At 58.6% G+C, this 23,556-nt stretch carries 33 protein-coding genes; 1 reads left to right on the forward strand and 32 read right to left on the reverse strand.

All coding sequences use genetic code 11. The annotated features are described in order from the left end of the window. Positions 1-19 precede the first annotated feature (19 nt). The 32 genes from GTF44_RS17630 to GTF44_RS17785 all read right to left on the reverse strand — a co-directional run bounded on the left by GTF44_RS17630 (position 20) and on the right by GTF44_RS17785 (position 22,324). A complete protein-coding gene (locus tag GTF44_RS17630) occupies positions 20-823 on the reverse strand; it encodes an amino acid ABC transporter ATP-binding protein (RefSeq protein WP_290154322.1) in 804 nt (267 codons plus the stop codon). Between the two features lie 12 nt (positions 824-835). Beyond that, on the reverse strand, positions 836-2,152 hold the full coding sequence (locus tag GTF44_RS17635; protein ID WP_171561469.1) for an amino acid ABC transporter permease: 1,317 nt from the start codon (positions 2,150-2,152) through the stop codon (positions 836-838). A gap of 1 nt (position 2,153) precedes the next feature. Continuing rightward, positions 2,154-3,371: an amino acid ABC transporter permease gene (locus GTF44_RS17640; protein WP_171561471.1), complete on the reverse strand. Its 1,218-nt coding sequence runs from the start codon at positions 3,369-3,371 to the stop codon at positions 2,154-2,156. Positions 3,372-3,500: 129 nt separating this feature from the next. Beyond that, positions 3,501-4,517, reverse strand: a complete 1,017-nt coding sequence (locus GTF44_RS17645; protein ID WP_171561473.1) for an amino acid ABC transporter substrate-binding protein — start codon at positions 4,515-4,517, stop codon at positions 3,501-3,503. 236 nt (positions 4,518-4,753) lie between these two features. Then, a complete protein-coding gene (locus GTF44_RS17650; RefSeq protein WP_171561474.1) occupies positions 4,754-5,467 on the reverse strand; it encodes an ATP12 family chaperone protein in 714 nt (237 codons plus the stop codon). Continuing rightward, positions 5,464-6,153: an HAD-IA family hydrolase gene (locus tag GTF44_RS17655; protein WP_171561476.1), complete on the reverse strand. Its 690-nt coding sequence runs from the start codon at positions 6,151-6,153 to the stop codon at positions 5,464-5,466. Before GTF44_RS17655 ends, GTF44_RS17650 begins: the two co-directional genes overlap by 4 nt. Beyond that, positions 6,150-7,199 (reverse strand): RluA family pseudouridine synthase, encoded by a 1,050-nt coding sequence (locus tag GTF44_RS17660; protein WP_171561478.1) that lies wholly within the window; start codon positions 7,197-7,199, stop codon positions 6,150-6,152. Before GTF44_RS17660 ends, GTF44_RS17655 begins: the two co-directional genes overlap by 4 nt. Then, a complete protein-coding gene (crcB, locus tag GTF44_RS17665; protein WP_171561480.1) occupies positions 7,196-7,576 on the reverse strand; it encodes a fluoride efflux transporter CrcB in 381 nt (126 codons plus the stop codon). The genes GTF44_RS17660 and crcB overlap by 4 nt, the downstream gene beginning before the upstream one ends. A gap of 32 nt (positions 7,577-7,608) precedes the next feature. Beyond that, positions 7,609-8,925 carry a replication-associated recombination protein A gene (locus tag GTF44_RS17670; RefSeq protein WP_145215062.1) on the reverse strand — a complete coding sequence of 439 codons (1,317 nt, stop codon included), beginning with the start codon at positions 8,923-8,925 and terminating at the stop codon, positions 7,609-7,611. Positions 8,926-9,008: 83 nt separating this feature from the next. Continuing rightward, positions 9,009-9,596: an acyl-homoserine-lactone synthase gene (locus GTF44_RS17675; protein WP_145215059.1), complete on the reverse strand. Its 588-nt coding sequence runs from the start codon at positions 9,594-9,596 to the stop codon at positions 9,009-9,011. 79 nt (positions 9,597-9,675) lie between these two features. Continuing rightward, complete coding sequence (locus GTF44_RS17680; RefSeq protein ID WP_367383468.1) at positions 9,676-10,443, reverse strand: autoinducer binding domain-containing protein; 768 nt, start codon at positions 10,441-10,443, stop codon at positions 9,676-9,678. Positions 10,444-10,620: 177 nt separating this feature from the next. Further along, positions 10,621-11,040 (reverse strand): 50S ribosomal protein L17, encoded by a 420-nt coding sequence (gene rplQ / locus GTF44_RS17685; RefSeq protein ID WP_145215057.1) that lies wholly within the window; start codon positions 11,038-11,040, stop codon positions 10,621-10,623. Positions 11,041-11,166: 126 nt separating this feature from the next. Continuing rightward, the gene (locus GTF44_RS17690) at positions 11,167-12,183 is read right to left on the reverse strand and encodes a DNA-directed RNA polymerase subunit alpha (protein WP_171561481.1); all 1,017 of its coding nucleotides are present in this window, start codon (positions 12,181-12,183) and stop codon (positions 11,167-11,169) included. A gap of 116 nt (positions 12,184-12,299) precedes the next feature. After that, a complete protein-coding gene (rpsK, locus tag GTF44_RS17695; RefSeq protein WP_145215050.1) occupies positions 12,300-12,689 on the reverse strand; it encodes a 30S ribosomal protein S11 in 390 nt (129 codons plus the stop codon). Positions 12,690-12,701: 12 nt separating this feature from the next. Beyond that, the gene (gene rpsM / locus GTF44_RS17700) at positions 12,702-13,070 is read right to left on the reverse strand and encodes a 30S ribosomal protein S13 (protein WP_145215047.1); all 369 of its coding nucleotides are present in this window, start codon (positions 13,068-13,070) and stop codon (positions 12,702-12,704) included. Positions 13,071-13,263: 193 nt separating this feature from the next. Then, entirely contained in the window at positions 13,264-13,911 is a 648-nt protein-coding gene (locus tag GTF44_RS17705) for an adenylate kinase (RefSeq protein WP_145215044.1), read from the reverse strand. Then, positions 13,908-15,275, reverse strand: a complete 1,368-nt coding sequence (gene secY, locus GTF44_RS17710; protein WP_145215041.1) for a preprotein translocase subunit SecY — start codon at positions 15,273-15,275, stop codon at positions 13,908-13,910. Before secY ends, GTF44_RS17705 begins: the two co-directional genes overlap by 4 nt. Positions 15,276-15,406: 131 nt before the next feature. Continuing rightward, entirely contained in the window at positions 15,407-15,880 is a 474-nt protein-coding gene (rplO, locus tag GTF44_RS17715; protein WP_145215038.1) for a 50S ribosomal protein L15, read from the reverse strand. A gap of 177 nt (positions 15,881-16,057) precedes the next feature. Beyond that, positions 16,058-16,477: a globin domain-containing protein gene (locus GTF44_RS17720; protein ID WP_171561483.1), complete on the reverse strand. Its 420-nt coding sequence runs from the start codon at positions 16,475-16,477 to the stop codon at positions 16,058-16,060. Positions 16,478-16,613: 136 nt separating this feature from the next. Next, a complete protein-coding gene (gene rpmD, locus GTF44_RS17725; protein ID WP_171561485.1) occupies positions 16,614-16,802 on the reverse strand; it encodes a 50S ribosomal protein L30 in 189 nt (62 codons plus the stop codon). Between the two features lie 5 nt (positions 16,803-16,807). After that, complete coding sequence (gene rpsE / locus GTF44_RS17730; RefSeq protein ID WP_171561487.1) at positions 16,808-17,389, reverse strand: 30S ribosomal protein S5; 582 nt, start codon at positions 17,387-17,389, stop codon at positions 16,808-16,810. 123 nt (positions 17,390-17,512) lie between these two features. Continuing rightward, entirely contained in the window at positions 17,513-17,872 is a 360-nt protein-coding gene (gene rplR, locus GTF44_RS17735) for a 50S ribosomal protein L18 (protein WP_171561489.1), read from the reverse strand. Between the two features lie 11 nt (positions 17,873-17,883). After that, positions 17,884-18,417, reverse strand: a complete 534-nt coding sequence (gene rplF / locus GTF44_RS17740; protein WP_145215026.1) for a 50S ribosomal protein L6 — start codon at positions 18,415-18,417, stop codon at positions 17,884-17,886. A 10-nt stretch (positions 18,418-18,427) separates the two neighbouring features. Further along, entirely contained in the window at positions 18,428-18,820 is a 393-nt protein-coding gene (gene rpsH / locus GTF44_RS17745) for a 30S ribosomal protein S8 (RefSeq protein ID WP_145215023.1), read from the reverse strand. Between the two features lie 14 nt (positions 18,821-18,834). Further along, positions 18,835-19,140, reverse strand: a complete 306-nt coding sequence (gene rpsN, locus GTF44_RS17750; protein ID WP_145215020.1) for a 30S ribosomal protein S14 — start codon at positions 19,138-19,140, stop codon at positions 18,835-18,837. Between the two features lie 19 nt (positions 19,141-19,159). Further along, entirely contained in the window at positions 19,160-19,723 is a 564-nt protein-coding gene (rplE, locus tag GTF44_RS17755) for a 50S ribosomal protein L5 (RefSeq protein WP_171561490.1), read from the reverse strand. Then, positions 19,723-20,028, reverse strand: coding sequence for a 50S ribosomal protein L24 (gene rplX, locus GTF44_RS17760; RefSeq protein WP_171561492.1), 306 nt, complete (start codon positions 20,026-20,028; stop codon positions 19,723-19,725). Before rplX ends, rplE begins: the two co-directional genes overlap by 1 nt. Before the next feature lie 2 nt (positions 20,029-20,030). After that, a complete protein-coding gene (gene rplN, locus GTF44_RS17765) occupies positions 20,031-20,399 on the reverse strand; it encodes a 50S ribosomal protein L14 (RefSeq protein ID WP_068340767.1) in 369 nt (122 codons plus the stop codon). A 66-nt stretch (positions 20,400-20,465) separates the two neighbouring features. Further along, positions 20,466-20,696: a 30S ribosomal protein S17 gene (gene rpsQ / locus GTF44_RS17770; protein ID WP_145215008.1), complete on the reverse strand. Its 231-nt coding sequence runs from the start codon at positions 20,694-20,696 to the stop codon at positions 20,466-20,468. A gap of 4 nt (positions 20,697-20,700) precedes the next feature. Next, positions 20,701-20,910 carry a 50S ribosomal protein L29 gene (gene rpmC / locus GTF44_RS17775; RefSeq protein WP_171561494.1) on the reverse strand — a complete coding sequence of 70 codons (210 nt, stop codon included), beginning with the start codon at positions 20,908-20,910 and terminating at the stop codon, positions 20,701-20,703. A 117-nt stretch (positions 20,911-21,027) separates the two neighbouring features. Next, positions 21,028-21,714 carry a hypothetical protein gene (locus GTF44_RS17780; RefSeq protein ID WP_171561496.1) on the reverse strand — a complete coding sequence of 229 codons (687 nt, stop codon included), beginning with the start codon at positions 21,712-21,714 and terminating at the stop codon, positions 21,028-21,030. Continuing rightward, positions 21,701-22,324 carry a 2OG-Fe(II) oxygenase family protein gene (locus GTF44_RS17785; protein WP_171561497.1) on the reverse strand — a complete coding sequence of 208 codons (624 nt, stop codon included), beginning with the start codon at positions 22,322-22,324 and terminating at the stop codon, positions 21,701-21,703. Before GTF44_RS17785 ends, GTF44_RS17780 begins: the two co-directional genes overlap by 14 nt. Positions 22,325-22,438: 114 nt before the next feature. Between GTF44_RS17785 and GTF44_RS17790 the strand changes: the two genes are divergently transcribed. Next, complete coding sequence (locus tag GTF44_RS17790) at positions 22,439-23,422, forward strand: arginase family protein (RefSeq protein ID WP_171561499.1); 984 nt, start codon at positions 22,439-22,441, stop codon at positions 23,420-23,422. The last annotated feature ends 134 nt before the right edge of the window (positions 23,423-23,556 follow it).

The raw sequence follows: 23,556 nt of genomic DNA on the forward strand, positions 1-23,556 counted from the left end.
ACCTTACCAAACGGTAACATCAGTGACCGAGGATCTGGCTCAGGAACAGCTGCGTCCGTTCGGATTTGGGGTTCATGAAGAACTCCTCCGGCTCGTTCTGCTCCACGATCTGCCCTTGGTCCATGAAGATCACTCGGTTGGCGACCTGCCGCGCAAAGCCCATCTCATGGGTCACGCAGAGCATGGTCATGCCCTCCTCGGCAAGCTGGATCATCGTGTCCAGCACCTCTTTGATCATCTCAGGGTCAAGCGCCGAAGTCGGCTCGTCAAAGAGCATGATCCGCGGCCGCATGCAGAGCGAGCGCGCAATGGCCACCCGCTGCTGCTGCCCCCCCGAAAGCTGACCGGGGTACTTGTCGGCTTGTTCTGGGATTTTGACCTTGTTGAGGAAATACATAGCTGTTTCCTCGGCCTCTTTCTTGGGCGTCTTCCGCACCCAGATCGGGGCCAGCGTGCAGTTCTCCAGGATCGTCAGATGCGGGAAGAGATTGAAATGCTGGAAGCACATCCCAACCTCGGACCGGATCTTGTCGATGTTTTTCAGGTCATTCGACAGGAGCGTGCCATCAACCGTGATCGAGCCCTGTTGGTGCTCTTCCAGGGCATTGATGCAGCGGATCAAGGTGGATTTACCCGAGCCCGAGGGCCCACAAATCACGATCCGTTCGCCCTGGTTCACGGTCAAGTTGATGTCGCGCAGCACATGGAACGTGCCGTACCACTTGTTCATGCCTTGGATTTCAATGGCCACCTCATCGGAGACGGTCATATGGCTACGGTCGATTTCCCGATCCGCGATGGAAGAAGTTTGAGCGTCAGTCATTGAGACGTCTCCTTAACGATGGTCGGTGCGGAGCTTGCGCTCCAGGAATTGCGAGTATTTCGACATCGCGAAACAGCAGATGAAGAAACACGCCCCAATGAAGATGAAGAGTTCCCAATAGATGCCGTTCCAATCGGTTGTGGCACGGATCAGGTTGGAGAACCCGATGGGATCACTCAGGCCCACAAAGACCACCAATGTGGTGTCTTTGAAGACGCCGATGAAGGTGTTCACGATCCCTGGGATCGAGATCTTCAGCGCCTGAGGCAAGATGATCAGCTGCATCGACTGCCAGTAATTCAGGCCCAGACTATCCGCGCCCTCATACTGACCTCGCGGCAATGCCGCGAGCCCGCCGCGGATCACTTCGGCCATATAGGCCGAGGCGAAGAAGGTCACCATGATGATCACCCGCAGAAGCAGGTCAAAATTGGTGCCAGGCGGCAGGAAGTAGTTCAGAAGCAGCGACGCGGTGAAGAGCCACACAATCAACGGCACACTGCGGATCACCTCAATGAAGAACACGCAGCTCTTGTTGATAATGAACAGGTCCGATTGCCGTCCGAGCGCGAGAACGATGCCAAGCGGGAAGGACAAGATGATGCTGGTCACACCGATAATGATCGCCAACATGAAGCCGCCGATTTCATCGGAGGCGACATACTGCATCTCAATCGGCGCGATGGCCGAAAGACCGCCTGCGACCGGGCCTGCCAAGAACAGCCAATAAAGGATCGGCACAACAAGCCCGGCGATGGTTGCACCGAGTGACCCCAGGATCTCATCACCAAATCGGATGATCACGCCGCCAATCACAAAGCCAATAGCCACGGCAATCGGTGTCCAAATCGAGCCGCCCCAGATCAGCCAGAAGCAGAGAAACGGCGCGACTGCTGTGACGTAAAACAGCTTTCGCGGCACATTCTCAAACAGGATCGGAGCGACGGCGACAAAGAACACCAGAAGCGCCAATACCGGCCGCCAATAGAGATCTTGTGGGTAGAAGCCGAAGAGCAACTGATCCCAACGATCCGCCAGAACCGCCCAACAGGCGACACTGGCATCCGCGCCATAGATTTCGTCGCGGATCTCACGGCACTCGGAAAGCGATCCCGCATCCCAAATCCCATAGAGCATCCAGCCGAGCGTATGGCTGAGAACATAATAGATCACGTAGAGCGAGATGATCGTCAGCAAGGTGTTCAACCAGGACGAAAACAGGTTCTCTCGAACCCATTTGATCACACCGGTTTGGGTTGCGGGCGGTGCCGCCTCTGGCAGCATGGTTTCCCGCACGAAAGAAGCGTCATGGGCATGTGTATCGCTCATCTCAGCGCTCCTTCAATTTGATGGAAGAGTTATAGACGTTCATCAGAGAGGAGATGATGAGTGAGGTGATCAGATAGAATAGCCCCAGAAGAAGCATCCCTTCCAATTCTCGCCCAGTCTGGTTGATCGTGATCCCGCCCAGTGTCGAGCGAACGTCCATATACCCCACCGCGATTGCGAGGGAGGAGTTCTTGGTCAGGTTCAGATATTGCGAGATCAGCGGCGGGATGATGACCCGCAGCGCCTGCGGCAAGATCACCAGGTTCATCGTCCGGTTCGGACGCAACCCCAAGGCAAATGCCGCCTCAGTCTGCCCTTTGCTGACAGCCAGAATGCCAGACCTGACATTCTCTGCAATGAACGCGCCGGTGTAGAGCGCCAGCGCCAAGGTCAACGCAATGAACGAGTTTCGCATATGCGTCCCGCCCGAGAAGTTGAACCCGGTCAGCTCGGGGTACTCCAGCGTCACTGGACGACCGAGGATGAAGTAGAACAAAATCGACGGGATGAAGAACAGGCCCAGCGACGTCCAGAAAACCGGCAGGATCTCACCTGTCTGCTCCTGGCGTTTCCGCGCATAGCGACGGAAGGCCCAAATGCCCACCAGAGACGCGACAAAGACCAGAACGAGCATCAGCGCCCCATCGCCCCAAACCGGCGCGGGCGTGTAAATCCCGCGATTGGTGATTGCGACGGTGTCGAACAAAATCATGCTCGCTTCCGGGTCATCGCCACGGAAATCGCGCGGCTGCGGTGTCGCCTCTGTCATGATCGCGAAAACGATCAAGATCCACAAAAGCGTCGGAATATTCCGGAAGCCTTCGACATAGACCGCCATCAGGCGCGCGACGATCCAGTTGTTCGACAAGCGCAAGACGCCAGCGATCACGCCGACGATCGTGGCAATGATACAGCCCACGAAGGCCACAAGAAGTGTGTTGAGAATACCAACCAACGCCGCACGCGCATGAGTCGAGTCATTGGTGTATTCGACAAGCCGTTGGTTAATGTCATACCCGGCTCGCTGTCCCAAGAAGCCGAAATTGAAGTCCTTTCCCAGAGATTGAAGGTTCTGGACCGTGTTACTCGCCAGCCAAAACAAACCGGCCATGATCAAAATGAACGCCACCACCTGGATCGTCAGCGACCGGTAGCGGGTGTCATAAATCAACTGGCTTAGTCGGAAAGTCTCGGCGGGTGGTTCCGTCATCGTTGCCATATCGGGCACCCCTGCAACTGTTGGATTGCCAAACTCTGTAACAGCACCTTTGTTGGTCTGCCCGGTTTGGTCATTCGTTGTTCTAGATAGACGAAGGGCGCGGAGTGACCGCGCCCTTCGCTTAAGATGTTACCGGAACGGCGGTGCGTAGAGCAGACCACCATCAGTCCACTGCGCGTTTAGACCGCGCGAGAGACCAATTGGCGTCGCCTCACCGATGTTGCCTTCGAACAGCTCGCTGTAGTTGCCGACCGCGGCAATGGCGTTCTGTGCCCAAGCCGCATCGAGGCCGAGCATACCGCCCAGTTCACCTTCGGACCCCAAGAGACGGTTGATCTCTGGGTTTTCGGTGCCAGCGGCCAGTTCACCGACATTTGCCGACGTGATGCCCAGCTCTTCAGCTGCGATCAGAGCGTTCAGCGTCCAGCGGACGACATCGCCCCACTCGTGGTCACCATGGCGCACAAGCGGACCAAGCGGCTCTTTCGAGATGATCTCGGGCAAAACCACATGCGCGGAGGGATCTTCGAACGTGGCGCGCGTTGCGGCCAGGCCCGAGGCGTCCGTAGTGTAGACGTCGCAGGCACCAGCCAGATACTGCTGCTGCGCTTCGGCGTTGGTTTCGATCGGCACAGGCTCATAGCTCATGCCGTTCGAGCTGAAGAAGTCAGCCAGGTTCAGTTCGGTCGTGGTGCCGGTCTGGATGCAGACGGTTGCACCATCCAGTTCCATCGCCGAGGCCACGCCCAGTTCACGGGGAACCATGAAGCCCTGACCGTCATAGTAGTTGATGCCCACGAATTCGAAGCGCAGGTCAACGTCGCGGCTGAAGGTCCAGGTGGTGTTCCGGGCCAGCATGTCGATCTCACCAGAGGCCAGCGCGGTAAAGCGGGTCTGACCAGTGGTGGGCACGAAGTTCACAGCGGTGGCATCGCCGAAGACGGCGGCGGCCACAGCGCGGCAAACGCCGACATCGAAGCCTTCCCATTCGCCGCTTGCATTCGGCGCGGCAAAGCCGACGAGGCCGGTGGTCACGCCACAGTTCAAGCTGCCGCGCGCTTGGACTTCGTCCAACGTCTGTGCGGAAGCGAACCCAGCGGCCAGACCAGCGATGGCCATAGTACCGATAAGTACGGATTTTTTCATTGTTTACCTCTTCCTGATGGACCGCCCTTAAGGACAGTTTCCGATAGCCAAGAGTGCCTTGGCATAGATCATGAGAGGCTTTCACCCCTCTCACTGCCTCTTAATTGGGCAAATATGCTGCGATAGGTCAAGTCTTGGGGCTGCGCTTTCCGTTGGGTTAAGCCATTTCCGACGGCTTGGTTTCAGAAAGCGCTCAAATGCTATGCATCACAAAGGCTTATATGCCATTAGAGCAATCACGCCTCGCCTGACAGCTCCAAGAACCGGGCTGCGTGGAGGAAAGCCTCCTGTTTCTGGGCGGCAAAATCGCGCGCTTCATCGTCATCGCCCCACTGTTCAATCTGCCACAGCTCGTCGATTCGCGACAGCAACCAGCCCTGTTCGGGGGCAATCCGGCCACCGGCAACGGCCAGTGCCAGAACCAGAGACCCAGACAGCGTGACCAGGTCATGCAAGGCGGTCAGGGAGAAGGGCGCAAAACTGGCCACAGCCGCGCCATAGGCCTGGAGACTTGCCTCCGGCTGGTCGGCCGGCAAGACACCTTGTGTGACAACCAAAGGCGCGCCAAAGGTCTCCGCCGCCCAGATCAGGATCGGGTCCCACCCGTCGGCTTGACGGCGGACCAATTCCTCGGGGCTCTCCGCCCGATGACAGAGCAGATCGGTTTCGGCATAGGCCGCCAACATGTCGGCCACAGCGCCATGTTGCGTGGCCACCTTGTCGATGGCGGAGTTGGCGGAGCGGGTGACCGGCATGCTTAGCGGGTCGACTTGGTCTTCCTGCGCGGCCCATTCGGCGGCCATCGCTTCGGCCATGTCACGGGTCGGCAGCACCAGCGCGGATTTGAACGGTGTACGAACGGGCCGGCCATCCAGCGTGACGGAAAACCCGCCTTCAACCTCTGCCACCTCGGCATTGGTCCAGAATCGCTTCACCGCCCACTCGCTCATGCCACCCCCCAGATTTGATCCAGCGCCTCGGGCAATGCCGCAAAATCCGACAGGATCATCGCCGCCCCAGCCGCCGTCAACGCGTCGGTTTCGTGATACCCCCAATCGACACCAATGGCCTGGATCCCGCCCGCGCGACCCATCTCGATATCATAGGTCGTGTCGCCCAGAATGACTGTGTTTTCCGGCGCCACGCCGGTCTCATCCAAACAGGTGAGCACCATCGATGGGTGCGGCTTGGACGGATGATCATCAGCGACCTGCACCGTATGGAAGAGCGGCCCGAATCCATGCAACTCAAACAGATGGTCCAGCCCGCGCCGGGATTTTCCGGTCGCGATCCCGAGAAACATCTCGTCCTGCGCGGCGAGCGCCTGCAAAGCCTCGATCGCACCCGGGAAAAGCGGCGAGGCCGCCGCCGACTCGCCGCGCTGCCTGAGATCGGCAAAGCTGTTTTTATAGGCCTCGACCAGTTGTGCATTGAGCTCCGCCGAAGCTTCCGGCACCAGCCGCGCCATCGCTTGCGGCAGCGACAACCCAACAATCGAGAGCGTCTGCTCCCGGCTTGGTGGCGTCATATCTAATGCCGCAAAGGCCCAGTTCATTGATGCCAGGATATGCGCCTGGCTGTCGACCAAGGTGCCATCCACGTCGAAAATCACCAGCTTCAAGGGAGTGTCGGTCAAAAGCTATCCTCGTCAAACGGGTCGGCGGGCACGTCATTTGCATACCACCCGAGCGTCTCCCAGGTCCGCGCCATATGCTCCGGCAGGGGCGCCACCAGGTTGAGCCGTGCGCCGGTGATCGGATGGGTCAGCGCAAGCGAACGGGCATGCAGATGCAGTTTGCGGCTGATCTCACCACCCAATTGCGCGCCCCAGCCGTCGCCAAGGTTCTCTTGCCCTGAGCCGCCATATTTTCCGTCGCCGATAACCGGGTGGCCAATCTCGGCCATATGCGCGCGAAGCTGATGCGTGCGTCCCGTCACCGGCACCAGCGCCACCCAAGCTGCCCGACTGCCGAGATTGCTCAGAACCGCGTAATCGGTTGTCGCGCGTTTGGCATCTGGCGTCCGATCAACCTCATCGGGGTGCAGGCAGAGCATCTTCTCCCCCTCGCCGCCCTTGCCATGGCCCGGTGCCTTCACCAGCCCGAATTTGATTGTGCCCATGCGTGGCAAAGGCGCACCCGCAACAGCGGCCCAGTAGATCTTACGAGTGTCGCGCGCCCGGAACGCTTTGGTCAGCGCCGCGGCGGCCTGCCGTGTGCGGGCCAGAAGCAGAATGCCGGAGGTGTCCTTGTCGAGCCGATGCACCAGACGCGGCTTGTCCTCGAACCCAAAAAGCAGCGCCTCCGCCAGCCAATCGACATGGCGGGTCTGTTTGCTTCCGCCTTGGCTCGGCAGGCCCGGTGGCTTGTTCAGCGCAATAAGATGGTCATCACGATAGAGCACCGCCGCTCGCATCATCTCGGCATCCGCGTCGGAGATTTTGCTGCGCGAGACCGCCGGCTGCGGCGCGGCCTGATCCGGGAGAGGCGGAATGCGCACTTTCTGCCCGGCCTCGACGCGCGTTGCGGGTTTCACCCGGCCGCCATCGACCCGGATCTCACCTTTACGACACATCTTTTCGATCCGGCCCTGGCTGATCTGCGGGAACTGTCGCCGAAACCAACGATCCAATCGCTGGTCGCCGTCCCCCGGCGCAACCTCAAGCGTTTGAACACCACTCATGCAAACAGCCCCCGCGCCAGCCACAGGCCCAGAACCAGCCCGAAAATCGACAAACAAACCGATGCCACGACATAGATCACCGCCGACGTCACCTCGCCACGCTCATAGAGTGTCACCGCCTCAAGCGAGAAGGCCGAGAAGGTCGTAAACCCGCCCAGAAGCCCGGTCATCACCAAGGGCGACAAATGGGTCAGCCCGCGATGGGCCGCCGCAACGACGAAAACGCCCATCAGGAACGAGCCCAGGATATTCACACTCAGGATCGCGTACGGAAACGGCGTATGCCCCAGGAGCCGGACGACGCCGATACCGGTCAGATAGCGTAAAACCGCCCCCGCCGCGCCGCCAAGGGCCACTTGAAAAACCGCTGTCATCATGGGGCGGGTCATCGGCGCTTGGGCCGAGCTTGTCAACTGTGCTGACGATCCGCGCGGAGCTTGTTGAAATAGGCCAAGCGCTTGGCCAACTCCCGCTCATATCCACGCTGCACGGGCTGGTAAAACTGCGCCCGGCCCATCTGGTCCGGGAAGTAGTTCTGACCAGAGAACCCATCTTTCGCATCGTGGTCATAATCGTATCCCGCGCCATAGCCCTGATCTTTCATCAAGTTAGTCGGCGCGTTGAGGATGTGTTTCGGCGGCGGCTTTGATCCGGTGGATTTGGCGGAGCGGCGCGCGTCTTTATACGCTACATATGTCGCATTCGATTTCGGCGCGAGGGCGAGGTAGAGCACGGCCTGCGCCAGCGCCAGTTCCCCTTCGGGCGACCCAAGCCGCTCATAGGTTTCCCATGCATCTAGGCAGACCCGCTGCGCTTGCGGCTCGGCGAGACCGATGTCTTCGACCGCCATGCGGGTGATCCGGCGGGCCAGAAAACGGGGATCCTCTCCGCCTTCCAGCATCCGGGCCAACCAATAAAGGCTGGCATCAGGGTCCGAGCCCCGCACGGATTTATGCAAAGCCGAGATCAGGTTGTAATGCGCATCACCGGATTTATCGTATTGCGCCGCGCGGCGTTGCAGCCGGGTGGCCAGTTGATCGACGGTCAGCTGCCCATCCACCTTCCAGGCCGCGACCTGCTCCGCCAGATTGAGGAGCGCGCGCCCATCGCCATCCGCCATCTCAAGAAGCGCCATCCGCGCCTCTGGCCGGAGCGGCATCGGATGGTGCATCTCAAGCTCGGCATGCGCCAAGATCTTTTCCAGAGCCGCCTCGTCCAGCCGGTTCAAAACCAGAACTTGGGCCCGGGACAGAAGCGCCGCGTTTAACTCAAATGACGGATTCTCCGTCGTAGCGCCCACAAGAAGGATGGTTCCATCTTCCATATGCGGCAGGAACCCGTCCTGTTGCGCTTTATTGAAACGATGGATTTCGTCCACGAACAAAAGCGTGCCTTTGCCATTGGCATGGCGCAGCTTGGCGGCCTCAAAGACTTTGCGCAGATCTGGCACACCTGTGAAAATCGCGCTGATCTGCACAAAATGCAGATCGGTCTCATCAGCCAAAAGCCGGGCAATGGTCGTCTTCCCCACACCGGGCGGCCCCCAAAACACCAGCGACGACAACGCGCCGCTGTCCAGCATCACTTTGAGGCTGCCTTCCGGGCCCAGCAAATGCTCCTGTCCAATCACCTCGGCCAAGCTGCGCGGTCGCAGCCGATCGGCCAGGGGGCGCGGCCCGGCTCGGACAGTGGGATCAGAAACACTGGTGTCAAACAAATCTGCCATCCCCTCTATCTAAGGGGGCAGCGGGCAGGTGCATAGACCCCGCCCATCGCAGGTTTGAGTGTTTGGAGTGTGACCAAGCCATCTCAGTGCATCTTCGAGGCCATCGACACGAAATAGCAGCGGTGTGCCACACCACCGATCTTCATGATCGGGCCGCCCGGCTCCATCGAGATACCAAGGCGGCGGCCAAGGCGCGGGATACCAATCGGCAGAAGGCCCAAAAGCATCGTCGCCCCCAATGCGCGCGCGGACCGCACCATATGCCCCATCAGAGACATCTGAACATCCCGACGGATGTCGGTGCTGACCCCTTCGGCGACAAAAAGGCGGTTTGCATCCCAGATATGCGCGGCAATCGGCGCCGGATCATCAAGCAGATTCGAAGGGATTTCCTCCAGCAAACCGCGCTGCGCATCCCGCACCATGTAAGAATAAATGCCGCACCGGGCCGTCGTCGGGGTCAAACGAACACCTGCAAGCACTTTGCCGTTCTCATGGACACAAACCCACCGGCTTTGCGGCGTATCATATTGATCGAACTCCATGCCATCGGCATTCGGCAGATCCCAGTGCATGTGTTCGATGAACTTGTTGTGCCGGGCGCGCAGCATATTGGTGAACAGGTCACCATGATTGTGGATATTGTCGAAAGACAGGGTGGTAGACTGCATAGATTTGCCTCCTTCGGCTCGGGTTAAGAAACTTTCCCCGCGGAGGATCACGCCAGCGGCTCACCATGTATCCTGTCTTTCAAATCAAGCCATATTCCTTTGCGCGCTGGACAGCCTCGGCCGTTGTTCGGGCCATAAGCTTCTGACGAGCAGAGGTCAGACGTGCTTTGAAAGCACTTTCAGAAATGCCAAGTTTGGCGGCGGCAGCTGCATGGCGGTCCCCTTCCGCGATACATCTCAAAGCTTCGATCTGCGCATTCGACAGTTTTGTCGGCGGCACAGACAGATCGTGCATGCGCTGCACGATCTTATGGACGTGTTCCATTTCCTCCTGTGTGTATTCGCGGTCGGGGCGCGTGGCCCCGGCGATCGTCCGCGAAGACAACGGGCCGATCGAACAGATCATCCCGTAGTGCATTCCATACTCCGCCGACTCTTTCAGAATTCCAAACGGGTCCGGCAAACCGATCTCGCTCCACCGGCGCACGCCCGTATGGCTGAGCCCCCAAGCCAAAGTCGGATCTCGAAGCCCGTAGACCTTGGCCGTATAAATCTCCTGCCACTCTTCGGGATATGTGTTCACCATGATCAGCGGCGACACGTACCGAATATGCAAACCGACAGCGTAGCCCCCAGGCGTCGCCAGAGAGAGTTCATGCAAAAGCAGGTCGAGTGCAGGCGTTTTAGACATTGAACCGACAAAAAGACATGTCTTTTTAGACAGGTTGCCAGAAACAGGGTCAACAATAAACTCTGAGCCCTCTGGACTAAAGGTGAGCGGTATGTCGGAAAAGATCGAACCAGATCTTTTTGCGCGTTTGATGGGATTGTCACAGCCCGCGCGCAATGACCTTCTTGAGTTTTTGGGTGAAACGCCTGTTGCGGAGGCCGAATTGGAACGGCTTATCCAAGATGTGGCCAATCGGGATACGCCCCCGAAAGCCGCGTTAAAGCCCTCTTAAACAAAAAACCCCGCCATTCAGCGGGGTTTCATTTTTTTTAAACTGTGTCTCAAATGCGGCGGTTAATCGTCCGCCGCTTCTTCGGCTTCAACGCGTGCACGGTCGCCTGCGCCTTTGGCATCCACATCACGATCAACGAATTCGATGATCGCCATCGGCGCCATATCGCCATAGCGGAACCCCGCCTTCAGAACCCGGACATAGCCTCCCTGGCGCTCTGCATAGCGTGGGCCCAGAACCTCGAACAGTTTTGCCACATAAGCATCCTGTTTGAGTTGGGCCGCAGCTTGCCGGCGGGCGTGCAAATCGCCGCGTTTGCCAAGCGTGATCAACTTCTCAACAATCGGCCGCAGCTCTTTGGCTTTCGGCAGAGTCGTCTTGATTTGCTCATGTTCAATGAGCGAGCCAGCCATATTTGCAAAGAGCGCCTTGCGGTGCTCATGGGTGCGGTTCAGGCGGCGGTAGCCTCGTGCGTGACGCATGTCATTTACTCCGTTTTATGCTTTGTCTGGGGCCCCATGCGTGCGGGGCCCTCTCCTTGGGGCATCATGCCCAGTTAGTCCCCGCATCTATGCGGGCATTTAAAGCTCCAAAGCGCGTCTCGCGCCTCAGAAGTTGTCTTCGTATTTCTTGGCCAAGTCCTCAATGTTATCGGGCGGCCAGTCAATGATATCCATGCCCAAATGCAGGCCCATGCCCGAAAGCACTTCCTTGATCTCATTCAAGGATTTGCGGCCAAAGTTGGGGGTGCGGAGCATCTCGGCTTCGGTCTTCTGGATCAGATCACCGATATAGACTATGTTGTCGTTCTTCAGGCAGTTGGCCGAACGAACCGACAATTCCAACTCGTCCACTTTCTTCAGAAGCAGCGGGTTGAACTCCAGATCGTCCTCGTCATCCTGACGGCTGGCGCTTTCCGGCTCATCGAAGTTCACGAAGATCGACAGCTGGTCCTGAATGATCCGCGCGGCATAGGCCACAGCATCATCCGGGGTCACCGAGCCGTCAGTTTCCAGCTTCAGCGTCAGCTTGTCATAATCCAGCACTTGGCCCTCACGGGTCGGCTGCACATCATAGCTGACCTTCTTGACCGGCGAATAGATCGCATCGATCGGGATCAGGCCAATCGGCGCATCCTCGGGGCGGTTCTTGTCGGCGGCGACATAGCCTTTCCCGGTGCTGATGGTCAGCTCCATGTAGAGATCGGCGCCATCATCCAAGTGACAGATCACATGCTCTTTGTTCAGCACTTCGATGCCAGCGGATTCCGAAATGTCACCCGCAGTAACAACCTTTGGACCTTTCGCCGTGATCGACACGCGCTTGGGCCCATCGGTTTCCATCCGGATCGCCACGCCTTTGAGGTTCAGAACCACATCGGTCACGTCTTCCCGCACACCGGCGATGGACGAGAATTCGTGCAAAACATTGTCGATTTGCACCGAGGTGATTGCAGCACCCTGCAGCGAGCTCATCAGCACGCGGCGCAGGGCGTTGCCGAGCGTCAGGCCAAAGCCCCGCTCCAACGGCTCGGCCACAACGGTCGCCTGACGCGCGGGTTCATTGCCCGGGTTCACAACCAATTGGGTCGGCTTAATAAGTTCTTGCCAGTTTTTATGGATCATGGTGTCGCCTCCATTCTTGCTCAGGGCCTGGATCCGTGGCTCTGAACGCTCGAGGATCAAAAATGACAGCAACGGGCCACGCGGAATGCCGCAGCCCGTCGCGAGTAAATCATACGTTAAACGCGGCGGCGTTTCGGCGGGCGGCAGCCGTTATGGGCCATCGGGGTCACATCGCGGATCGACGTGATCGAGAAGCCAACGGCGGCCAGCGCCCGAAGCGCGGACTCGCGGCCCGAACCCGGGCCTTGAACTTCGACCTCTAGGGTCTTCACACCATGTTCCTGAGCTTTCTTGCCGGCATCTTCAGCGGCCATCTGCGCCGCATAAGGCGTGGATTTCCGCGAGCCTTTGAAGCCCATGGTTCCGGCGGAGGACCAGGAAATCGCGTTGCCCTGCACATCCGAAATCAGGATTTTGGTGTTGTTGAACGAGCTGTTCACATGCGCCACACCTGCGGCGATGTTTTTGCGCTCTTTACGCTTAGTCCGTGTCTTATCGCGTGCCATTGATCTGCCCCCTTACTTCTTCTTGCCGGCAATGGCCTTTGCGGGGCCTTTGCGGGTGCGCGCGTTGGTATGGGTGCGCTGACCGCGCACGGGCAGGTTCCGACGATGACGCAGACCGCGATAGCAGCCCAGGTCCATCAAACGTTTGATGTTCATCTGCGTGTCACGGCGCAGGTCACCTTCAACGGTGAAGTTTGCGTCGATATGTTCGCGGATTTGCAGAACTTCGGCATCCGACAGCTCATTGACCCGGCGCGACGTGTCAATGCCGACGGCTTCGCAGATCTGTGCGGCCGAGGTATGTCCAATTCCGGTGATATAGGTCAGCGCGATCGGTACGCGCTTGGCGGTGGGGATGTTCACCCCGGCAATACGTGCCACGTATCGTTTCCTTCTTCGTTGCGGTTCCGTGGTTCCAGAACCTTTTTTCACAACATAAGGCCCGAGGATGCAGTCCTGCGGGCCCTGTCATATCTGGTCAGGCATCTACGACATAGAAGCGTCGAGGAATACCTATCGATTCCCTAAGGAAGGCTTGCACCTAAGATCATTTGGCGCAGTCGTCAAGAGTGTTTTACGGGGTGTCAAGTGTTTCCTTGATCGACGCCGCAACCTCATCAATCTCGCCCAGGCCCGGCACCCATCTAAGCTGCCCCTTGGCGTGGTAATATCCGATCAGCGGCGAGGTCTTTTTGTAATACTCCATCAGCCGGGTTTTGAGGCTTTCCTCATTGTCATCGGCCCGGCGTTTGAAGTCAGACGCGCCGCAGTTCGAGCACTTTCCATCAGCCGGGATCGGCTTGGTGATGTCGTTATAGACTTCGCCGCAACTGCCGCAGGTCGCACGTGCGGTGATCCGCTGAACCAACGCGTCGTCATTCACTTCCATGGCGACCACGTGATCGAGGCTTTGGCCGTTGCGCTCTAACAAGTCTGCCAGCGCATCGGCCTGACCAAGCGTGCGCGGGAACCCATCGAAGATCACCCCGCCGCCGATATCGCCTTGCAGCTTTTCCTCGATCAACCCGATGACGATCTCATCGGTAACCAACTCGCCCGCATCCATGATCGCGGCGACCCGCTGGCCCATCTCCGTTCCTGAGGTCCGCGCTTCGCGCAGCATGTCTCCGGTGCTCAACTGCACCATGCCGCGCTCTTCCACCAGCCGGCGGGCTTGCGTGCCCTTACCGGCGCCTGGCGGCCCCAGAAGTATGATGTTCATCGACGTGCTGGTCCCTTCCGTGCAGTGCCTCGGCCCTTCTTGCCGCGTAGCTGCGATTTCTCAATCAGCCCCTCATATTGATGGGCCAAGAGATGAGACTGGATTTGTTGCACCGTGTCCATCCCCACCGAGACGATAATCAGGATCGAGGTGCCACCGAAATAGGCCGTAATTGCCAGTTCAGTCCGCACGATCTCAGGCAGAAGACAAACCAGCGCCAAATAGCCAGAGCCCAGAACCAGGACACGATTGACCACATATTCCAGATACTCCGAGGTCTTCTTGCCCGGCCGAATACCGGGGATGAACCCGTTCTGGTTCTTCAGGTTATCGGCCACGTCATCGGTCTTAAACGACACGTTCAGCGTATAGAAATACGTGAAGAAGATGATCATCGAGGCAAAGAACAGCAGATAGAGCGGCTGCCCCGGCCCGAAATTCGCCAGGATCCAGGCCATCACCGGGCCAGAGGCCTCAGTGCCCGAGAAGGTCGAGAGCGTCGTCGGCAACAAAAGGAGCGATGACGCAAAGATCGCGGGGATCACACCGGCCGGGTTGACCTTGACCGGCAAATGGCTGGTGCCGCCGTCATAGACCTTCATTCCCACCTGACGACGCGGATATTGGATATGAATCTTCCTAAGCGATCGCTCCATAAACACCACGAACGTTAGCGTCGCCAAGAGCATGAAGATCACCCCAAGGATCACCGGCGTCGCCAATGCGCCCTGACGGCCTTGCTCAAAGAACTGCGCCAAAGCGGCGGGAAGTTCGGCGATAATGCCAACGAAGATGATCAGCGAGATGCCGTTGCCGATGCCGCGCGCGGTGATCTGCTCACCCAGCCACATCAGGAACATCGTGCCGCCAACCAGCGTAATCACACAAGCGGCGCGGAAGAACCAACCCGGGTCCGTCACCAAGCCACCGGATTCAAGCGACACGGCAATACCGTAAGCCTGAAACGTCGCCAAAACCACGGTGCCATACCGGGTATATTGGTTCAGCTTCTTGCGACCGGACTCGCCCTCTTTCTTCAACGCTTCGAGTTGCGGCACCATCGCCGCCATCAGCTGCACGATGATCGAGGCCGAGATATAGGGCATGATCCCGAGCGCGAAGACGCCCATGCGAGACAGCGCCCCGCCGGTGAACATGTTGAGCACGCCGCCCAAACCCGCCGCCGCATCGTCGAAGAACCGTTGTAGCTCGACACCATCAATCCCCGGCACAGGGATATAGGTACCGATCCGGTAGATGATCAGAAGACCAATCGCGAACAAGATACGCTGGCGCAACTCGGTCGCTTTGCCGAACGCGCTCCAGCTCATGTTCGCTGCCATTTGCTCTGCCGCAGATGCCATGCTGTCTCTCTTATGCATTGCGCCGCGAGATCGGGGTTCGATCGCGCGGCGCGGAAAAAACCTTGGGGCTAGATGTAAGGGGCGGGCCCGCCCCCCACAACCGTCTAAAAGGTCACGAACCCTTTAGAGGGTTATTCCGCCGCAGGAGCCGCCGCCACGGTGAGGCTGCCACCGGCTTTCTCAACCGCTTCAACGGCCGCTTTCGACGCGCCAGTCACGGACAGCTTCAGCTTGGACGTAACCTCACCCTTCGCCAGAACCCGCACACCATCAAGCTTGCGACGGATGATGCCAGCCTCGAGCAGCGTGTCCTCAGTGATGTCTTTCTTCGCGTCCAGCTTGCCAGCTTCGACGAATTTCTCGATCAGGCCCAGGTTGACCACCGCGAATTTCTTCCGGTTCGGCTTGTTGAAGCCACGCTTGGGCAAACGCTGATAGAGTGGCATTTGGCCACCCTCATAGCCATTGATCGCCACACCCGAGCGGGATTTCTGACCTTTGATCCCGCGACCGGCAGTCTTACCGGTGCCAGAGCCAGGGCCACGGCCCACGCGCTTGGCTTTCTTGGTTGCGCCGGGATTGTCGCGCAGTTCATGCAATTTCATATCGCTTCTCCTTAGCCGGAACTGCCCCCGAAGCGAGATGGACAGACGCGGCGTTTCTTGATGTTTGAGTCGGGTCTTCGAAAGACCACTGGCGGCGTATAGACGGGCGTTATCAGGTTTTCAAGTGAGTATGTGGGGTGGACAAGCGAAGACAGGACGCTGCGCGATCCGACCGCATCATGCCTCGATCCCTCCCCGCCGGATCATATTGCGGCTCACCTCGGCATAAGCCTTGCGCCAGGCCTGCTCTAGCTCTGGCGTGAAACCCTCCCCCAATGCGTTCCGCATCGTGTCGATCAGCGCCTCCTCCATCGGCGCGAAGTCGCCCGCATGCACGCCCAAGATCGCATGGCTCCGGCCAAGGCTCTGATACCGACTGGCGAGGTGCTCTTCGTCATCCAGTTTCTGCACGATCACATCCAGCGTGGTCATGAACTTCATCCCCTGCCCGGTCAGGTCGTCACGGAACATCTTGCGTAGCTCGGGAGCTCGGCGAAACAGCGCATCATAGAAATAGGTCGAGTGCGCTTCGAAATCCTTGCGCAGGCGGCCCAGACTGTCCCGCACCATCGCGAGTTCGGCAGATGTAAGGGACATTGACGCCTCCATTAGTTGCGTCAAACAAGTATATCACAAAATCATTGGAAACGAGCAGGCACCCCAAACCCCGCAAAAAGAAAACGCCCCGGCGTTGCCGCCGGAGCGTCTCGTCTTCCCTCGAAAACCTCGGCTCTTAGCTGCGCTCTTCGATGATCTCCACCAGATGCGGGATCTTGCGGACCATGCCGCGCACGGCGGGGGTGTCCTCAAGCTCGCGCGTCTTGTGCATTTTGTTCAGGCCCAGGCCGATCAGCGTCTGGCGCTGCTTTTCCGGGCGGCGGATCGGCGAACCGATCTGTTTCACAACAATGGTTTTTGCCATGGGTCTCAGGCCTCCTCAGCCGCAGTCTCGGCTGCCGGTGCTTCATCCCGCTTGGGCAGGATGTCAGCGACCTTTTTGCCGCGACGTGCCGCAACCTGACGCGGGGAAGACTCTTTCTTGAGACCGTCCAGCGTGGCGCGGATCATGTTATAGGGGTTCTGTGACCCGGTCGATTTCGAGACCACGTCTTTCACGCCCAGCATCTCAAACACGGCCCGCATCGGACCACCGGCGATGATCCCGGTTCCTTCCGGTGCCGTGCGCATGACGACTTTGCCCGCGCCATGACGGCCCAACATGTCGTGATGCAGCGTCCGGCCCTCTTTCAGAGGCACGCGGATCAACTGACGCTTGGCCTGCTCGGTTGCCTTGCGGATCGCCTCGGGCACCTCTTTGGCTTTGCCCTTGCCGAAGCCCACACGACCCCGCTGATCGCCCACAACCACCAAAGCGGCGAAGCCAAAGCGCTTACCACCTTTCACGGTTTTGGACACCCGGTTGATCGCAACCAGACGGTCGGCGAATTCCGGCGTTTCCTCTTCGCGGTTGCGGCCGCGGCCACGCCCTCGGTTTTCACGTTCTGCCATGAGCGGCATCCTTTCCTAGCGGCGCACTCCGCGCCTTGATCTCCGATCGCAGTGGGCACATTGCCCCCCGATCATCGAGGCGGCGCGAACGCCGCCTACATTTGCTTGGACCCTGAACGGGTCTTAGAACTTCAGACCACCTTCACGCGCAGCGTCGGCCAGGGCCTTCACTTTGCCGTGGAAGAGGAACCCGCCGCGGTCGAAATAGCAGTCTTCGACACCGGCTTTCTTGGCGCGCGCGGCAATCGCCTCACCCACCTTGGTGGCCGCTTCGACATTGTTCTTGCCGACGACACCCAGATCCTTCTCCAACGAGGAAGCCGAGGCGAGCGTCACGCCGTTCACATCGTCGATCAGCTGCACGCTGATGTTTTTGTTGGAACGGTGCACGGACAGGCGCGGACGCCCATCTGCCGTTTTCCGCAATTTGTTCCGAACGCGCAGGCGGCGTTTCTGGAACAGAACTCGTTTGCTGTTTGCCATTGTTCGCGCCCTTACTTCTTCTTGCCTTCCTTGCGGAAGATATACTCGCCCTTATAGCGAATGCCTTTGCCCTTATAGGGTTCTGGCTTCCGCCACTCGCGGATGTTGGCCGCGACTTGGCCGACGAGTTGCTCATCATTGCCTTCGATGATCACTTCGGTGACTTTCGGCGCCGTCACGGTCACACCGGCCGGCACTTCGAAGTTCACTTCATGGGACAAGCCAAGCGACAGTTTCAAGGTGTTGCCCTGCATCTGCGCCCGATAGCCCACGCCCTGGATCTCAAGCTCTTTCTTGAACCCGTCGGTCACGCCGGTGACCAGGTTCTGCACCATCGTGCGGCTCATGCCCCACTGCTGCCGGGCACGTTTCGACTTGCCGCGCGGGGTCACCGTCACAGCGTTATCTTCCACGGCCAGGGTCACATCATCGGTTGCGGTGAAGCTGCGAGCGCCTTTCGGGCCTTTCACTTCAATCGTCTGACCCGAGATCGACGCTTCGACGCCAGAGGGAAGATCAACCGGCTTTTTGCCAATACGAGACATCGTTCCCTCCTTAGAATACGGTGCAAAGCACTTCGCCGCCGACATTGGCATTGCGTGCATTTGCATCCGACATCACGCCCTTGGACGTGGAGATAATCGACACACCCAGACCCTGACGGACCTGCGGAATGTCACCCACACCCATGTAGACGCGGCGACCAGGTTTGGAGACCCGCTTCAACTCGCGAATAACGGGCTCACCCTCGTAGTATTTCAGGCTAATCTCGATAGCCGGATGGCCATCGGCCCCGGTTACCTTTTCATAGCCGCGGATGTAGCCTTCGTCGGCCAACACATCCAGAACCCAGGCCCGAAGTTTGGAGGCGGGCGTCATCACCGTGGATTTGCCGCGCATCGAAGAGTTGCGGATCCGGGTGAGCATGTCTGCGATAGGATCAGTCATAATCTATATCTCCCCTACCAGCTCGACTTGACCATGCCGGGGATCTGACCATTGGAGGCCAAATCACGCAGCTTGATCCGCGACATTTTCAGCTTGCGGTAATACGCCTTGGGGCGTCCGGTCAGCTGGCAACGGTTGTGCAACCGGGTGGCAGAGCTGTTGCGCGGCAGTTTCGCCAGTTTCAGGCGGGCCTTGAAACGCTCTTCCATCGGTTTGGTTTCATCATTCGCGATTTCTTTCAGCGCCGCGCGCTTGGTGGCATATTGTGCCACCAGCTTCTGACGCTTCAATTCGCGTTCGATCATTGCTTTTTTTGCCATGGTCTCTTCTCTCCCGCGCTCAGCTGTTGAAAGGCATGTTGAAAGCTTTCAACAGCGCCTTCGCTTCCGCGTCGGTGTTCGCGGTGGTGGCAATGACAATATCCATCCCCCAGACCTCATCGACCTTGTCGAAGTTGATCTCTGGGAACACGATGTGCTCTTTCATACCCATGGCATAGTTGCCACGGCCATCGAACGACTTGCCGGATACGCCGCGGAAGTCGCGGACGCGCGGCAAGGCGATGGTGATCAAGCGGTCCAGGAATTCATACATCCGGTCGCCGCGCAGCGTGACTTTGGCGCCAAGCGGCATCTCTTCACGCACCCGGAAACCCGCGATGGATTTCTTGGCCTTGGTCACGACAGCCTGCTGACCGGCGATAGCGGTCAGGTCTTCCTGAGCGGATTTGACCTTCTTGCTGTCACGGACGGCTTCTGCACCAGCACCAATGTTCAGAACGATCTTGTCCAGACGGGGCGCCATCATCGGGTTGGCATAGCTGAACTCTTCGATCAGCGCCGGTTTGATGGTCTCGGCATACAGCGCCTTGAGACGCGGGGTATAGTTTGCAGTGTCCAACATCAGATCACGTCCCCCGTGGTCTTGGCGAAACGCACCTTTTTGCCGTCTTCGATTTTGAAGCCGACGCGGGTCGCTTTGCCATTGGCGTCCAGAAGCGCCAAGTTGCTCAGCTGGATCGGCATCGCCTGAGGGATGCGACCGCCCTGGCTGGCCTGGCTTTGCTTGGTGTGACGGATGGCGATGTTGATCCCATCCACGACGGCCTTGCTGGATTTCGGGTCAACAGACGAAATCTCGCCCTCTTTGCCCTTGTCCTTGCCGGCCAATACGACGACCTTGTCGCCCTTTTTCAGTTTAGCAGCCATCTTCAGAGCACCTCCGGCGCAAGCGAGATGATTTTCATGAAGTTCTTGCCACGCAACTCGCGCACAACCGGCCCGAAAATCCGGGTGCCGATCGGCTCGTTGTTGTTGTTGAGAATGACGGCGGCGTTCCGATCAAAGCGGATCGCAGTGCCGTCTTCGCGGCGGACTTCTTTGGCGGTGCGCACGACGACGGCCTTGCGGACATCGCCCTTCTTCACGCGACCACGTGGGATGGCTTCCTTCACGGAGACTACGATCACGTCACCGACGCTTGCGTATTTCCGCTTGGACCCACCCAAGACCTTGATGCACTGAACACGGCGCGCGCCGCTATTGTCAGCAACATCCAGATTGGTCTGCATCTGGATCATTTGGTTTCTCCCGACCTTTGGGGACCTTCCGCCCCAGGGTTTCGCTCAAACCGGGTGTGATTGCCCTTAGGAGGCAAGCACCTCCCAGCGTTTGGATTTCGAGACAGGGGCACATTCCTGAATACGGACGGTGTCGCCTACCTTGAACGTGTTCTCCGGATCATGCGCCCGATACTTCTTGGACTTCCGGATGGTCTTCTGCATGACCGGGTGCTTGAAGCGGCGCTCCACGGAGACGGTCACGGTCTGTGCATTGGCGTCGCTGGTCACGGTGCCTGTCAAAATGCGTTTGGGCATAGTCTCAGGCCTCCGACTTGGCAGCGTCTGCCGCTTTTTGATTCAGAATGGTTTTCACCCGCGCGGCGCCCCGACGGACCTCGCGCATACGGGCGGTGTTTTCCAGCGCACCAGTGGCTTGCTGGAAGCGGAGGTTGAAGGCCTCCTTCTTCAGCTGGACGAGCTCCTCACGAAGCTGATCCGGCGTCTTGTCACGCAGTTCTTGGGCGTTCATCGCCTGATCTTCCTTTCAACATCACCAGACGGCCCCGCTCAGGGTCACCGTGATTCTGGTGGAGGTGGTGAATGAAGGGTGCGTATAGGGCGCAGTGCTTGAATTGGCAAGAGGTATTCAAGAAGCGAGGCGGCCCTGCTCGACAAGATACATGTCCAACTCTCGCAAGGTCATTAGACGCCGCTCTTGCACCAGCCCGAACAGGCGTATCTTCGGACAGAAAGTACAGTAGTTTTGTCCAGACACGCGGTGGCCTGCGGCTCGCAGGCCTTTTGTGGCGAAGCTATCCATGATCGGAAACACGTTTGGTCGATGAAAATGCAAGTACTTTGAGACGAAAGACCTGTGCTCACGGGCTTTCCGTGGCCTGGTTCGCGCGTTGGAGTCCGATGTGCTTTCAAACCATGAACTCGACCAGCCTCTCAGTTCTTTAACTAACCAACGGTGAACGCGTACAGGCTGTTCTGGATCCAGTTCAAAGAAGCCTGCAGCGTCCAGAGAACTCAGTCTTTCGTCCAAATTGCTCTTCTTGAGCTGGCGGCCAAGATGTTCGACAAAGCTAGTGCCATCATACCAACTTGGTCTGACACCTCGTTCAGGCGACGCTGCATAGATGCGCCCAATTGAAATCAGTTTGCCAGCAATAATCCGACTGTCAGTATGCGAGGGTTTTTCCGCGCACATGCGATATAACATTTGATTTTCGAAAGTGCCTGCGAGTTCAATCGATTCACCATATTCAGATATCGTGGGATTTTTGCGGAGCAAATCTGACTCTGCGAAACTAATATCACTCCCACCCATAATTAAAACTCACACTCACCCGGTCATCCTCCGCCATATTCATCGGCACCTCATGCCGGAGCCAGCTTTCCCAGAGCAGCACATCCCCCACCGCGGGCGCCACATAGATGAAACTGCGCAACTCCTCGCGTGCCTCTGCCACACGCGTCGGGGCGGCCATCATCATCGCTGAGCGCGGGTCTTCGAATTTGATCGCGCTGGCACCTTCGGGTACGGCGACATAGGTCGTGCCGCTGATCACCGAATGCGGGTGGATGTGGCTGGTATGGATACCGCCCTCGGGCAGGATGTTGATCCAAAGCGAGTCGAGTTTCAGCTTCTTCTCCCCCAGGTCAAACTCCAGATCCTTGGCAAAGGCCTTTACATGTTTGTCGAGCGTCTTTTTCAGGTCCTTGAAGATCGGAAACCGCCAGGGCAGATCGGCGAGCGAGGCGTAGCTCGTATAGCCTGGATAGCCGTTCTCGACGCACCAATCCTGCCCCGCCGCGTCATCCTCGGCAATCGACAGGCAAGACGCCTCCAATTCATCTGGGTCGATGGAGGTCTTGCCCAACTCGGACAAGCGGGCGTGATAGAGGCGGGTCGCGAAGAGGGATTTGATCTGGGACATGGCGCCTGAATAGCCGAGCCATCACCAATTGGCGAGAGGCGCGAATGCCTTGCTCGAAAAGGTCGGCAACCCTAACGTTCGGGCTCTGATACGAGGCACCAGAAAGGCGCGGACATGGCGGATCAACATCTCACCTCGATGATGGACAATCTCTATTGGTGGGGCATCCCGACGATGTTCCGCTGCCCAAACGCCTCGGCGGAGGGGGCCGATATCGCGCTGGTCGGCGTGCCGCATTCCACCGGCAACGGCACCACCGAGCGCGATCAACACCTTGGCCCCCGCGCGCTCAGAAACGTCTCGGCCGTGTCGCGCCGGGTGCATGGGGCCTTCGGGATCGACCCCTGGGCGGCGGCAAAGATCGTCGATGTCGGCGATGTGCCCCTGCCGCGCGCGAACGATAACGAGGCCTGCATCGCCGACATCACCGCCTTCTACAAAGAGATCGACGCCGCGGGCGCACGCCCGGTTTCCGTGGGTGGCGATCACTCCATCACCGGCGGCATTGTCCAAGCCCTTGGCCAGGGTCAGATCGCGGACGGTGAGCCGGTTTGCTTCCTCCATCTCGACGCGCATACAGATGTCTTCACCAAGGTGGATCATTTCCTGGGGGCGAAAAAGTCGGCCGCGCATTGGGGCGCCTATCTGGCCGATCAGGGTCAGGTTGACCCGCATCACTCGATGCAAATCGGGCTTCGCGGTCATCCGCGCACGCTCGACTGGCTGCAACCGTCTTATGACTATGGCTACAATGTCGTGACCATGGCCGAGTTCCGCAGCCGTGGCCTGGCGGATGTGGTGGCGCAGATCAAAGAGGTTCTGGCCGGTCGGCCCGTCTATATCACCTTCGATCTAGATTGCCTCGACCCGACGATCGCCCCCGGGGTGTCAAACCTGGAACCCGGAGAAAGAGGTTTCGACATCGACGAGGCGGTGGCGCTTTTGCGCGCGGTGCGCGGCATGAATATCATCGGCGGCGACATTGTCTGCATGATGCCGACGAAAGACAGCCCGAACCAAATCACGGCTCTGACGGCAACGGCGGTGATGTTCGAGATGATTTCGATGATCGCTGAGACGACTCAAACGGGCGAATGATCTCGCACAGTGCCGCATTGAGACAGCCAAATTGCCCACAAAAAAGAGATAACCCCCGCCCAGTTCCGGGACGAGGGTTACCAAATTCTTAACCGGGGTGAGGCCCGGACGATTTTTCGAAAATCGCCCACACC

Source organism: Roseobacter sp. HKCCD6576-2 (assembly GCF_013179285.1).
GTDB lineage: Bacteria > Pseudomonadota > Alphaproteobacteria > Rhodobacterales > Rhodobacteraceae > Rhodophyticola > Rhodophyticola oceani.